This is a genomic window from Salinimonas iocasae, from assembly GCF_006228385.1.
Lineage (GTDB): Bacteria > Pseudomonadota > Gammaproteobacteria > Enterobacterales > Alteromonadaceae > Alteromonas > Alteromonas iocasae.
This window is the reverse complement of sequence record NZ_CP039852.1, coordinates 2,195,234-2,208,837: the sequence shown is the minus strand read 5'-3', so window position 1 is coordinate 2,208,837 and position 13,604 is coordinate 2,195,234. Positions and strand designations below refer to the sequence as shown.

The following is a 13,604-nucleotide window of genomic DNA, read 5'->3' as shown; positions in this document are numbered from 1 at the left end:
TATTTGTTTACAGTGGCTAAGGCACAATGTGCTATTGAATGACAGATTTCAAAGGTTGGTCCCCTTTAAAAAGACCATAAATCCGATTTAGCGCTTTTTCATTGTTAACGCTGTAAACAATGGCTGTAGCCACATCTTCACGCGGTATTTCCCGTTTGTCTTCATCGCCGGGTAACAGCTCCTGAACATATTCAGTTCCGGCTTCGTCGGTCAGTGAGCCAGGACGAAGAATGGTGTAAGGGACATGACTATTTTTTAAATGTTCGTCAGCCATATGTTTGGCGACCAGATAAGGCTTGATTGGCGAGTCTACAGCGTCGGGATCATCAGAGCCCACCGAGCTTACCATTATAAAATGTTTAACTCCGCTTTCTTTAGCATACTCTACAGCGTTACGGGCAGCCCAAAGATCGATAAGTAACGTTTTATCCGGACCGGTTTTTGCGCCCGAACCTGCACAGAAGACCACCGTATCACTATTTTTGAAAGCAGCCGAAAAGTCTTGTTCCAGGTCACCCTCGTAGATTTCCAGATTATCTGCATGCAAATCTGCAATTTTCTCTTTGTCCCGTACCATGGCGGTAACTGAATGTCCGGCATCTAACAGCTTTTCTGTTGCTTGTTTCCCAATCTGACCACTGGCACCGATAACAAGGATATTACTCATGCGGATCTCCTGTTGAATAAATGTTGAATTGTCGTATTGCGCATTAATAAATTCGCAGAACACAATGCAGAAGATCAGGCTAATGCGCTATATGACATGTTACGTGGATATATAACGACATTGCTAATGAAAAGATGACTGGTTGAGACTCAGTGATTAAACAGTCACTTTTGCGAAAACTTCGTGATGACCCACCCTGGTTTTTTTCAGGCAGGAGTGAAAGGGTAAAAGGTCATCAGAACACTAACCTTTTGATAAAATCTGAATGAGAATCTGAGCTTTGCTGGTTTTAACGAAGCATCACTGCGTTTAGACCTATCGAATAACTTGCCTGTTATACTTTTTCCATTACTACCATAGTGTGTCCGTGAGAATAGATGTGTCAGACTATTTAATCAGACGCATGCAACACTGTTTGTATTTTTTAGTGCTACCACAAGGACAGGCGTCGTTTCTGCCTAATTTAATCATACCCGTATCGGAATGAATCGTGCCGGTACTGTAACGCCACTCATCGTTTTCAAAAACAAACTGAGACGTTTCGTGTAATACCCCTGTTTTTTTGTTTTCGATGTAAAACGCAGAAAACTCGACGTAATTATTCGTTCCGCTGACCGGACGCGCCTTCAAAGCAAACCACCTTGTATCTTCGGCACTTTTCGCAAGCGCTTCTACTGAGAGGTCACTTCTTTGAGAGGTTGCGTATGTATCAAAAATATATTGATAATCACCTAAACAGTAGGCTGTGAATCTTGATCGCATCAACGCTTCGGCAGATTCGGCCGACGCTCTTTTTTTAATAATGGGTTCGCAACATTTTTCAAATGAGATGCCAGAACAGCAATAGCAATCCATATCTGCTTTCACCACTTGCAGTAATTATTCAGAGCAAAATTATACCGCGATGTCGCGCAAGTATCGATTAGGAACTGCTTTACCATGGGCCTACCACAATATTTTTCGCAGCACCTTTGTTAACACAAATATTGACCACTGAGACAGGTCTGGACTCGCACAGCGTATCTATCCGCTGCTTCTCGCTTTTGGTTAAGCGCAGGTTTTCAACGTAGATAGTTTCGCACTGACCACATTGAATCAGCCGGATTAGCCACGCTGCTACTTTTGCACGCTCAGGCTTTTGAATACGAATACCATCTTCAATCTCTTTGGAAAAGCTGATGGTATCTGCCAACAGGTAACGCCAACTACGAGGCTTTGGCTGGGGAACTACGCCACTGTCCAGTGGAAGGGGTAACTGAAATTCATTGCGTCCGTGTGTATTCATGTAAACACCTGTTTGTTTATACAGTATGCGTATACAGTAGTACTGTATAAAAAAACATGCAAGCTTTTTTTGTTGGGTTTTTAATCGCTGCCTGTCAGCACACTAGTGCACATCGTTATACGTCCCGCACTTTGATGTACCTGCGACACCCAGTTGTACATGCCGCAGTTTTCAATATGGCGTAGCCAGAGTAGACTTTTTGATAGGCGCGGCAATACGAGGGCGAGTACACAGTTTAATAGGTCTGCACTACCGGGCATCGAGATTTTGAGTATCAAAAAGCGACCGAGCATATGTATCAACTATTATGCGCCGATAGTTCACGCATAAACTGACCAAATGATGAGATATACGCTATGCTCTGGATAACATCCAATGTAAACCGTTTTGGTTTAACTCATGACCAGTCCTTTATACAAAGTCTGTGTAGTCATGTTGTCAGTGCTCTCTTTTAATGCTTTTTCTGCCGGCGATCGTTTGGTGGAAAAAATTCTCTCGAGTGATTTCGATTTTTCAATGGGAGAATCCGTTGCACCTTCCATTCGCATTGGCTATCTGGATTTTCAGGATTATCCGGCGGGGGGATTTGAAAATGTTTGCCCGAACGCATTACGCTGTAATTTCGATCAGATAAGTATTCAGCAAGGGTTCGGTGCGCCCGTTTGGGTAGGCAGGAAAAACATGCTGGTCGCTGCGCAAAACATTAATGTTCATCGTTTTTCGAATGAAAGCGCGTCGGTTAACCTTTACTCAGCAGGGCTCTTAGTTGCATGGCTACAGCAATATGATGCCAATATACAATGGGGCAGTTTTTATTATAAGAAGCTGGTGTTCGAGGATATTGATAATACATTTTCTTCGCCAGGATATACCAGCGGTTTAATAGGCCGCTATAAACACAAAAGCTCACTACACGCTTACTGGGGCGGCATCTATGATCGCACTAACGGCGTTACACGGTGGCTGCCCTACGTAGGCGTAGACTGGACAATCAACCCGAACTGGCAGCTGTTTGCAGTTGCGCCATGGCCATCCATAAATTATACCCCTGATCCCACCACCGTGTTTGTGCTTGGCATCTCACCAAATGGCAGTTATCTGCCACTCACCAAAGCAAACGAGAAACCTGTCTTTGCAGAAAATTACCGACAATTTGGCGAGTTCGTGCGCTGGGACATTTCTCTTAGAGGAGAAAAACAATTGAGTGATTTTGTATGGGTAGGTGCCAGCATTGGCATGGGACTGCTGGGTGAGATGAACATTCAGCCAATAAATGGCGAAAAGCAAACCCTGGATTTGAAAGACAGTGGCTTTTTTATGTTGTCTTTGTCGTTTCGACCGCAGTAGATACTTGTTCAAGTCCTGACAAGTTGGTTAAAGCGACTTGTTCAAATGCAATGTAGTACATGGTAGGTCTATGGACCAGAAAGGAGAACGAGGTGATAAAAATAAGTTTACTATCAAGCCTGGCAGTACGGTTGTTGATGATTTGTGCGGTGTCACTTTGTGCAGTTGGCTGCGCAGGCATTCCTGAAGACCAGTCGCCGCAGGGCGCTATGTCACATGATGGACTACTGACTGTGAAATCTGAAAAAGGTATACAGATTCAGGTCAAGCAAGATCTCAACTGGGGAAGGTATGATAATGTCATTATAGATAAAAGCCATGTGGCCTTCACACCTAACTGGGCGCGAGATTATAACCGCGACCACAGTGCGGGCAGGGTGCGTGAAGCGGATATGGACCAGATTCGAGAGAGAGTAAGCGATATTGTGAATAAATCGGTTACTGAGCGTTTTGTTGAAGCACCGGGAATAACAGTGACTAGCCAGGCTGACGAGAATACTTTGCAGATTACTCCAAATGTAATCAATCTTGACGTTAGTGCACCTGATTTAAATAGCGCTGGAATCAATCGGACATATTCGCGTTCAGCCGGTAGCCTGACAATATTTTTGGAAATCCATGATGCAACAACCGGAGAAATACTGGCGCGATGGATTGAAGATCTCGAAGATCGCGAAGACATGTATCTGGAGTGGACCAACCGGGCAACAAATACAGCAGATGCCCGCCGTGTGGTTAATCGCTGGGCCGATGAACTGGTTGCAGGCTTTAATGCATTGCGTGTACAAAGGCCGCTTTCACCAACAAATTAGCGTCGGCAGCACGTATATTTGCAGAGCATTTAATATGGTTATCTAACAACAAGCAATACACATTCTGTGTCAGGGCTGGAAACCGGACGATGCGACATGTGCCAGGCCTTTCCTCATAATTTTCTCGCTGGAGAATTTTGTCGCAACAGAGATAAAAAGTGATGGAGGAAATGGCCAAATCAGATTATCTTGCCGGTTACCTACTTTAAGCCGGTTTACCTGATTGCGCGCATTCATTTCTTTATATATCGCTAACTTTTTTCTGGTTGGTGGCATGGGTTTGCTGACCACCTATCTGGCCCTGTATCTGGGGCAGCAAAACGTGTCCACGCTTTGGATAGGCGCATTAACAGGACTGTATTATCTGGGATTATTGTTCGGTGCCAAGGTTGGCTATTTCCTGATTAAGTCAGTCGGCCATATACGGTCTTTTGCAGCCTGTACTGCCGCTGTCACGGCATGTGTTTCTCTGCACGGTGTTATCGATAACTTGTATATCTGGCTTGCTCTGAGACTCGTGGTAGGTATCGGAATGATGTGCAACTTTATGATTCTGGAAAGCTGGCTGAACGAGCAGGCCAGTCACGAGCAGCGAGGGCGCGTCTTTTCGGTTTACATGATTACCTCTTATCTGGGGACGGTGGTCGGACAGTTGGTATTATCTCAGTTTCCAGAACTAGGGTATGCCCCGTTATTTCTGGTGTGTTTTGTCGTTTCTGTTGGCATCGTGCCTATCGCGTTAACTCGTCGTATTCACCCTAAACCGCTTAAACCTCTACAGGTTGGTTTGTTCTCTTACTTTAAGACGGTACCGCAGTCACTTACCGCCATGGCGTTTGCCGGCATTATTAATGGTAGCTTTTATGGTTTGGCACCTGTTTTTGCCAGCAAAGCCGGCTTCGATGCGCATGGGATAGCACTATTTATGTCGGTCTCAATCATCGCAGGTCTGCTCGCGCAATGGCCAATGGGCGCGCTTTCGGACAAAGTGCGTCGAAGCTTACTATTACGCTTTAATGCGCTGGCGCTACTGCTCATTTGCTCGTTATTTATGATGAATAACCTCAGTCAGGCGCATATGCTGGCACTAACATTTCTGTTTGGCACCTTTGCTTTTACGCTGTACCCACTCGCCTCAGCACTTGCCAATTCCCGCGTGACTGATGATGAGCGCGTCGGCGTTTCGGCTGCACTGCTGGTAGTATTTGGCGCCGGGGCCGGTGTCGGCTCCGTCGCGCTTGCACAGGTGATGACACTGTTCGGACATCAGGCCCTATACGGTGCTATTGCGATACTCTGTGCCATGATGTTTGCTGTACTCATGCTTATCAACAGCCGTCAGAATGCTGAGCGTATGGCGCATTCAGATTATGTGGTCAGTGCGTCAGATGTTACCCAGTCCCCCCTTGCTGCAACACTGGATCCACGTATTGAGGAGGATATTGCGCAGGAGCAGCTATTTGTTACCGAAGTGGCAGAACCAGAAGAAATCGGACCTCCGAAAAATTAATTTTTAAAGATATGTCAATTGGTTAAACATTGTCCCCCAGAAAATGTTTAACCAATTCTGCCATTTTGAAACGTTGTTGCTAAATACACTTTAACATTGATTCATAAGTGCAGAGCATCCTGCGTCAGCAACGTTTAACTAATGGAATCAGACTTTGGTCTGTGGTGGTTTGTGTTAGGTAGTTCTATTCGATACTCTTCGGTGAAATCATCAATACAGAGTAACCTTATGGTCAGAAAACTCATCGCTAGCGCGGTGCTGCTAACCAGCACGATGGCAGTTAATGCCGCTGATAACAAACTGTCACATATCGGACAGTCATTAAATCTCGATAATTTCCGCAAAGATGTTAAAACACTCGCCAGCGATGAATTTGAAGGTCGAGCTCCGCTGTCAAAGGGTGAGGATAAGACCATCGACTATTTGGTCAGTCAATTCAAAGAAATTGGTCTTGAGCCTGCCTTCGGGGAAAGTTATATACAAAAAGTACCGCTGGCGAGAATTCTGGCAGATCAGGATTTCTCTTTACAAATGGGTGGGATGACATTCGAAAACGGCAGCGAATTTGTCGCGCGTACACAACGCATCAGCGAAACCATTAAAATTGATAATGATGTGGTCTTTGTGGGTTATGGCATCAATGCCCCCGAGAATAACTGGAATGACTACGAGGGTGTGGATGTAGAGGGCAAAACGGTTATTGTTTTGGTCAATGACCCGGGCTTTTCTTCAGGTAAACCGGACTTTTTCACCGGCAATGCTATGACTTACTATGGCCGCTGGACTTATAAGTATGAAGAAGCTGCGCGGCAGGGCGCTGAAGCTGTGTTTATTGTTCATGAAACTATGCCAGCCGGCTATGGCTGGGGTGTTGTTCAGGCGGGGGGCACCACAGCTAAGTTTACTCTGGTTGATAACAATAATAATCAATCCCAGGTAGGAGTGATGGGGTGGATGCATTTGCGTGCTGCGCAAAAAGTGTTTGAAGCTGCCGGTATGAACTATCGCGAGATGAAGAAAGCCGCAGGTCAACGAGGCTTTGAAGCGGTTGACCTGAATCAGACAGCTCAGTTGACGCTGGATAATACCATCGAGCACAAAGAATCCCGTAATGTTGCGGCTATTTTGCCGGGCAGTGAGTCACCCGATGAGTGGGTGGCGCTGCACGCGCACTGGGACGCGCTGGGTAAAGGGATGGAGAACGGTAAAGAAGTCGTCCTGAACGGAGCGGTTGACAATGCTTCTGGTACTGCCGGTGTTTTGGAACTGGCTCGCGTATTTAAAGAGCAGGCCAAAGAGAATCCCTATAAACGCACGATGATGTTTGGGGCGTTTACCGCCGAAGAAACGGGTTTGATTGGTGCAAAACATTTTGCACAGAATCCGCCAATTCCCGCAAAGGATATTGTGGCGTTTTTAAATATCGATGGGATGAATGTCAATGATGCTACCGATTACACGCTGCAGTATGGCGATAATGTTTCAGAGCTAGAAGACTACGTAGAGGAAGTGGCTAAATCCCAGGGACGAACCGTTAAGCCTGATCCAAGACCGCAAAACGGACTATTTTTCCGCTCTGATCATTTTGCTGCTGCCCGTGAAGGTATTCCTTCTTACCTTTTCATGAGTTTGGGTGACACTGATCCGCAGTTTATCGCTAATCGCTACCATAAAAGTGGTGACGACTATTTTGAAAGCTGGACCCTGGGCGGCGTAAAACAGGACTTAGATCTTATCGGTCAAATCATGGCAAAACTTGCAGATAATGGTGACTGGCCGCAGTGGACAGGCGACTCAGACTTTAAAGATGCCAGAAAAGCATCCGGAAGATAATTAACAAAACAACTCTGCGTTCCGGGCCGTAAAGGAATGCAGAGCTTCTTCACTTCTGTTTCTACACATTTCTTCACACGCCTTTAAACCCGGTGGGCTTCACCCTCTCTGATTTAAACGAATCAAATACTCTGTCATCTTCCCGCTATCCGTAAAATAACAGGCTCACAGTAAAGTATCTAGTGCGAGCACATCGGCTTACTATGGCTATGTAAGTTCAACTTACATCTTCAAACTTAAAAAGGAAAAATGAAAATGGAAATTTTAGATATTACGAATGAAGAACTGAATGAAGTAAATGGTGGCGCGTTTGGTGACTGGGAGTTCGGCTGTTGTAGCGTTAATGTAGGCGGCTTCGATTTTTCTTTTGAACTGTTTTCTTACTCTGGCACTTTCGACGCGTCGTTGACAAAATACAGCTTCGAGCGCTCTTCTGCGTATAATCGCTTGTAAGAGAAAGAAGGGGCCACTTATGGCCCCTTCTAAGTTTTGATGAACTTTCTATACCTTGGCACCATCACTATAGTTATCTTCGCATTTTATTTCGCCCACATTTCGGCTATCAGAAAATGTGCGATTGCGGATTGGTGGCGTGTAATATTAGGTTTTGCTGCATTCTGTTGCATAATGATGTTTGTCAGTTCGGTTTCATTCTTCAATGTTCAAACTATAAACCAGAGTCAAGATTACACAGCCTCTTTGTTTCGCTCGGCAATTGAGGAAACTGCTAAGATAGTCGTTTGCTATGTCGTCTTTGAGACGCTCTCTTCGTGTCGCTTTAAATACGCTACACTGGCTTTCTGCTCGCTGGTTGCTCTTTTCGAGTCAGCAAGTACTGCTGCATATTTCACTTACATGTTATCAAACAGCTATATCTCGCTAATGCATTACGTCGAAGTTATGCCTTCAGCGATCAATTCTCTTACTGAAATTGAAAACGAAGTAAGTTTGTTGGAGGCAATGTTACTTTTCAGCTTTGAAATAATAAGAATCTATGTGCATTTTTTATTAACTTACACTGGTGTTCAATTCTTACGTGCCTCTGAGAAACGACGGCTCTTTCTCATCTCAATATTAATTCACGGCCTCGCCAACCTGGCATTACTGTTTATTTCCGGAACACTGGAAGGGAATACAGAAGTTGCTCTTGCAAGAAACGGTATTGCGGTGGCTACAATCTGTGTAATGATATTTATGATAAACCACAATAAGCGCGCACCTGATACGAGATTAAAGGTGCACAGTACATTGAGAATATAAAAAGTATCAGTCCGATTTAAAAGGCTTTTGATTGATCTCAAGCGGTTCTTTAAACGTCATTGTGCGATAAGGGAACGGAATTTCTATACCCGCCTCATCGAGGGTACGTTTCACAGTGCTGACAACTTCGCTCCGGGAGCGTCTGTGATCCAATGGAGTCGGCCCTGTCCACCAGGTGACCTCAATATCAATACTGCTGTCTCCGAAACCATTAAGAAATATCTGAATGGGATGCTGTTGATCTACAGTCTCGCATTGGGATAAAGCCTGCTGCAGTAAACTGACTGCATGGTCGGCATCTTCTGAGTATGCTACACCCGTCATTATAGTGATCCGGCGCTTGTCCTGGTCCGTCAGTACATTAACTGCATTTTTAAAGAGAAAGGAGTTTGGAACGACTACCAGTTCGCCGTTGGTTTTACGTATTGTTGTCATACGCACTGATATATTTTCTACTTTTCCTAAAATAGACTGGCATTCAATAAAATCACCTTTTTCAAAAGGATACTTCCATAACAACAGTACACCAGCAAAAAAGTTTTCGAATATCTCTTTAAATGCAAAGCCGATGGCAATAGAGGCCAGTCCCAAACCGCCCAGAGCTTTAGCCGGTGTCAGCCCCGGAAATACCACCATAGCAGCAAGCAGTAAGCCTAAAGCCCAGATGCCGATATGAGAAAGACGCTCAAACAGTTCGCTGAGCGACTGCCGCATATGGCGGGTCAGCTTTCTGACAACTTTGCCAATAAGGTAAGCGACCAGCCAGGTCAATAGCAAAATAAGGAGTCCGGCGAAAAGATAAGGTAAGTGCTCTATAAAACTGTGAACGATGGATACAACTGTATTTTCCAGCGTTTCCCGGGGTGTTAAATCACTTATATCATCCATCTTCCCCGCAGTCTCCGACGCCTGGGCATGGGACTTAAAGCTTACGAAGGCTAAAGCGGCAGGGAAGAGACAGCTTTTCATTAGTATTTGTTCATCCTGGTTGATTAAATATCAGTGTACGAGATAGCGTCATTATTAACCAGTGCCTTTAACGCCGACAACACTTACGCCACGCCATCACCGCACTACACGTGTACATTTCAAAGCATTTTAATAATGTATGAAATTCACCTGCGCCCAAAGTTAGTCACTTACCACTGTCCATTCTCCGTAATTCATGGATAATCTTTTTTGCACACACGTTTTTTTGAACAGGAGTAAATAACGTGTTCTCACTATTCAGACAAAAATGGACGGCTTACAGCTACAAACGAAACGATTTAAATATCATAGAGAAAATCCGCGCAGAGACATTCAATGAGATAATTGAACATTACCGTTCGCAGGGGTGGGAGCAAACGGATGCGTTCAGGCCGTTTAACGCGGAAAACCAAAAATGGACGTGCAAGTTGAGAAAAGGCAGTCAGACTCTTTATTGCGAATGGCGATATCAGAGTGGCGGAAGCATTTCTGGCATGTCCAGAATCATACAGTCTATGGGAGCGCAATACTCTCTAAAGGTTTGTCAGGCACCCTCAAAATGCTGAAGCAGGAGGTTTTTCATCTACTGAGGTAGCTTTAGTAAGTTTCGTAAAAAAACCGGATACTTTGGATAAAGCTAGCCTTTAAGACAGGACTCTATTTTACAATTTTATTCTACGCTTATGCTGTAGAACGGTTTGTCTGCATGAGCAACAATTGTCAAAAAATATAACTGGCTGAAATACCGGTATTGATGCGTGGATAGTTGGTTTCGCCCGGGGTCTAACACACTTCAAAATAAAAAGAGTTAACGCGATGGCATTCACGATTAAAAATCTGTTGTCTTTGTTCTTCTTTTCGCTAGCGGTATTTTTATTGTCGGAAAATCAGATTGGCCTGGGCCTGATGTTTTCAGGTGCGTCAGTCTCTACCCAGTTTATATCACGACAATTGCTATTAAAGAAAATCAGCGCAAAGGAAGATCTGCTGCATACAGAAATCTTCGAAGACTGTTTTTCTGCCTGCGCCAGTATAGCGGGAGATATTCTGACACTTATTGGCGTAGCCATTTATCTTTTTAATTCATTTTCCCCTAATGAATTAACGCATTTCTTTTTCACTGATCCTTCATATCCAGTAGTGGGATCAGGCGAAGCGGCACCGATTATTGACTCGTGCTAAGAGTTCAATCATGCTCAACGGTATAATTACGCCCCGGAATTCAAATGAACGCCTATTCCTCTTTCTTGTTGCTCTTCAGTGTCCTTTCATTTCCGGCAGTGTCAGTTTATGCAGCATCGCCCCCCGAAGAAACACTGACGTTATCCCGCGATGTTTATCATGACAGGCTGGAAGGCTTCTGGCTGGGGCAGAGTATTGCCAACTGGACAGGTCTGGTCACCGAAATGGACAAAGTTGGAGGTGATGGGCCCCATGGCGATTTTTATACGCGGGAAGACTGGGGCACAAAGGATGAGCCAAGTATTTGGGGGCAGGGCGTTCCCAGTGATTTATCGGAAACGATTGACTGGGTGTTTGATAAAAACGGCATGTGGGGGGCTGATGATGATACTGATATTGAGTATATCTATCAGCACCTGCTGGTGAAGCACAAAACAAATTACCTGACTGCTCAGCAAATACAACAAGGCTGGCTGCAGCATATCTATTCTGATGAAAATACACCATTCACCAATGCACAAGGTGAAAAAGAAAACTTTCTCTGGGTGTCCAATCAGACCGCGCACGATCTTATGCGTCAGGGCGTATTACCGCCTGATACCAGCAAGCCAGAGAACAACCCACACTTTGATATGATTGATGCGCAACTAACTACTGAAATATTTGGGCTGTTTGCGCCGGGGCGTCCGGATATTGCGCTGGATATGGCACGTATGCCAATTTTGACGACTGCCAGAGAAGATGCCCGATGGGCAGCAGAATTTTACGTAATTATGTATTCCCTTGCCGCAACGCTTGAGGATGTTCCGGATACGGAACAGGTATTGGCGCTGGCACACAAAGCACGAAAGAGGTTGCCTGAATCATCGTATGCTGCACATATGTATGACTTTGTGCTTAGCCTGTTCCGTAAAGGCGTGCCGTGGGAAGCTGCCAGAGATGCCGTTTATCAGCGTTATCAGGTGGAGCAAAAAGACGGATATACAGTAACTTCCCGTGAGCTTTACTGTAATGGATGTTTTGACTCGGGGATCAATTTTGCAGCCAGCCTGATAAGCCTGTTTTACGGTGAAGGCGACTATCACAAGACAATTAAAATAGCGGTGCTTTGTGGCTGGGATGCGGATAATCCGGCAGCAACCTGGGGAGGAATGCTCGGGTTTATAATGGGCAAAAAAGGGCTTGAAGCGCATTTTGGCCGGACGTTTCCGGGGACATTCAACATTCACCGTACCCGCAAAGGGTTTGCAAATAATGGTATTGACCAGTTTTCAGCCATGGCTGCACGTGGTCTGACTATTGTCGACAGGGTCGTTGCCGATATTCCCGGCGCTCGGAGAGATACACAGAAAAATCTGTGGCATATTCCCCTCAAAAATTCAGACATTCCCGTGGCAAGGCTTCCTGCTAACTATCCCTTTTACAATAAAAAGGAAAGTAAAACGCAGTGAGAAAACGTTACGCCTTACACTGCGCAAAATTAGACGGGCGTTCTTCTGTGATCAGGTTACTGTTGACCGCTCGTTGTATTTCGGATGACTGTAGCGCTTCTCGTCCATAATCGTTACCAACACATCTATTGCCTGAGCAATATCACTGTAGCGCAGGTAAAGCGGGGTAAAGCCGAACCGGACGATATCCGGTGCCCGAAAGTCTGGTATCACGCCATGTTCAATTAGTGCCTGACAAATCGCATATGCATCCTTGTGCGAAAAAGATAGCTGGCTGCCACGCTGCGCTGTATCAACAGGTGACTGTAATTCTAGTTCAGACAGGCAGGCGTGCTCATTTTTCAACGATAAAAATAGCTCTGTCAGTTTAACAGACTTATCTCTCACCGCCTGCATATCAGTATCAGCATAAACATCCAGGGCTGCGTCCAGCGCCGCCATTGCAATAATTGACGGGGTTCCCGTGAGAAATTGTCGTATTCCCTCTGCAGGTTGGTAGCTTTCAGAAAAGGCAAAGGGGTTGGCATGACCCATCCAACCGCTCAAAGGTTGCCGGATATGAGCATGGTGTCTGGAAGCGGCATAGATAAAGGCCGGTGCACCGGGCCCGCCGTTGAGGTACTTGTATCCGCACCCCACAGCAAAGTCCACATGAAGTGCATCCAGTTCAAGTGGAACCGCGCCTGCGCTATGCGCCAGATCCCAGATGACCAGTATGCCTTTAGCCTGTGCAAGCCTGGTCAGGCGTTGCATATCGTGGATGCGACCGGAACGAAAGTTAATGTGCGTTAGCATTAGCACAGCAACATCCTCAGTTAATGCATCAACCAGCGCTTCTGTCGGCACAGCATTGAGTTTGCAGTGATTTTCGCCAAGCAATGCCTCAATACCCTGAACCATATACAGGTCGGTAGGAAAGTTGCCCTGTTCTGATACGACGATATGGCGGTCAGGTTGCATGTTTAATGCGGTAATCAGCAACTTGAAAAGGTTTACAGAGATTGAGTCTGTGACCACCACCTGTCCGCTGGCAGCACCAAGCAGTGGCGCTATTTTATCACCCACGGTCAGGGGAAGATCTATCCAGCTGTGCTTGTTCCATGCACTGATCAAATCATCACCCCATTGACGATTTACAACATCATGCACGCGTTCAGCGCTTGCTTTGGGTAATGCACCCAAAGAATTTCCATCAAGATAGATGGTGTTATCAGGCAGCGCGAAGTGCCCGCGAATAGCAGACAGGGAGTCGAGACGATCAAGCTGTTCGATGTTCTGCGTCATAAAC

Annotated in this window: 13 protein-coding genes; 8 read left to right on the top strand and 5 right to left on the bottom strand. The window is 45.5% G+C overall.

Annotation, left to right across the window (positions count from 1 at the left end; genetic code table 11):
* Window positions 1–31: 31 nt before the first annotated feature.
* The 3 genes from FBQ74_RS09710 to FBQ74_RS09700 all read right to left on the bottom strand — a co-directional run bounded on the left by FBQ74_RS09710 (window position 32) and on the right by FBQ74_RS09700 (window position 1,952).
* Window positions 32–667 carry an SDR family oxidoreductase gene (locus tag FBQ74_RS09710; protein WP_139756493.1) on the bottom strand — a complete coding sequence of 212 codons (636 nt, stop codon included), beginning with the start codon at window positions 665–667 and terminating at the stop codon, window positions 32–34.
* Between the two features lie 387 nt (window positions 668–1,054).
* Window positions 1,055–1,537, bottom strand: coding sequence for a YchJ family protein (locus FBQ74_RS09705; protein ID WP_232371894.1), 483 nt, complete (start codon window positions 1,535–1,537; stop codon window positions 1,055–1,057).
* A 64-nt stretch (window positions 1,538–1,601) separates the two neighbouring features.
* The gene (locus tag FBQ74_RS09700) at window positions 1,602–1,952 is read right to left on the bottom strand and encodes a deoxyguanosinetriphosphate triphosphohydrolase (RefSeq protein WP_139756492.1); all 351 of its coding nucleotides are present in this window, start codon (window positions 1,950–1,952) and stop codon (window positions 1,602–1,604) included.
* Window positions 1,953–2,351: 399 nt separating this feature from the next.
* Between FBQ74_RS09700 and FBQ74_RS09695 the strand changes: the two genes are divergently transcribed.
* The 6 genes from FBQ74_RS09695 (at window position 2,352) to FBQ74_RS09670 (ending at window position 8,714) form a co-directional block, all read left to right on the top strand.
* Window positions 2,352–3,299, top strand: coding sequence for a hypothetical protein (locus FBQ74_RS09695; RefSeq protein WP_139756491.1), 948 nt, complete (start codon window positions 2,352–2,354; stop codon window positions 3,297–3,299).
* A gap of 92 nt (window positions 3,300–3,391) precedes the next feature.
* On the top strand, window positions 3,392–4,111 hold the full coding sequence (locus tag FBQ74_RS09690) for a DUF3313 family protein (RefSeq protein WP_168190645.1): 720 nt from the start codon (window positions 3,392–3,394) through the stop codon (window positions 4,109–4,111).
* 223 nt (window positions 4,112–4,334) lie between these two features.
* Window positions 4,335–5,621 (top strand): MFS transporter, encoded by a 1,287-nt coding sequence (locus tag FBQ74_RS09685; protein ID WP_139756489.1) that lies wholly within the window; start codon window positions 4,335–4,337, stop codon window positions 5,619–5,621.
* A gap of 228 nt (window positions 5,622–5,849) precedes the next feature.
* Window positions 5,850–7,454 (top strand): M28 family metallopeptidase, encoded by a 1,605-nt coding sequence (locus tag FBQ74_RS09680; protein WP_139757921.1) that lies wholly within the window; start codon window positions 5,850–5,852, stop codon window positions 7,452–7,454.
* Window positions 7,455–7,709: 255 nt separating this feature from the next.
* Window positions 7,710–7,907 carry a hypothetical protein gene (locus FBQ74_RS09675; RefSeq protein ID WP_139756488.1) on the top strand — a complete coding sequence of 66 codons (198 nt, stop codon included), beginning with the start codon at window positions 7,710–7,712 and terminating at the stop codon, window positions 7,905–7,907.
* Window positions 7,908–8,081: 174 nt separating this feature from the next.
* The gene (locus tag FBQ74_RS09670) at window positions 8,082–8,714 is read left to right on the top strand and encodes a hypothetical protein (RefSeq protein WP_139756487.1); all 633 of its coding nucleotides are present in this window, start codon (window positions 8,082–8,084) and stop codon (window positions 8,712–8,714) included.
* Between the two features lie 6 nt (window positions 8,715–8,720).
* Here FBQ74_RS09670 and FBQ74_RS09665 read toward each other — a convergent pair whose 3' ends face one another.
* Window positions 8,721–9,602, bottom strand: a complete 882-nt coding sequence (locus FBQ74_RS09665) for a mechanosensitive ion channel family protein (protein WP_232371893.1) — start codon at window positions 9,600–9,602, stop codon at window positions 8,721–8,723.
* A gap of 897 nt (window positions 9,603–10,499) precedes the next feature.
* On the opposite strand from FBQ74_RS09665, the gene FBQ74_RS09660 reads away from it, so the two are divergent.
* Complete coding sequence (locus FBQ74_RS09660) at window positions 10,500–10,865, top strand: hypothetical protein (RefSeq protein WP_139756486.1); 366 nt, start codon at window positions 10,500–10,502, stop codon at window positions 10,863–10,865.
* Between the two features lie 44 nt (window positions 10,866–10,909).
* Window positions 10,910–12,316 carry an ADP-ribosylglycohydrolase family protein gene (locus FBQ74_RS09655; protein ID WP_139756485.1) on the top strand — a complete coding sequence of 469 codons (1,407 nt, stop codon included), beginning with the start codon at window positions 10,910–10,912 and terminating at the stop codon, window positions 12,314–12,316.
* A gap of 51 nt (window positions 12,317–12,367) precedes the next feature.
* Here the strand turns inward: FBQ74_RS09655 and kynU are convergent, their stop codons facing one another.
* Complete coding sequence (kynU, locus tag FBQ74_RS09650) at window positions 12,368–13,600, bottom strand: kynureninase (protein ID WP_139756484.1); 1,233 nt, start codon at window positions 13,598–13,600, stop codon at window positions 12,368–12,370.
* Between the last annotated feature and the right edge of the window lie 4 nt (window positions 13,601–13,604).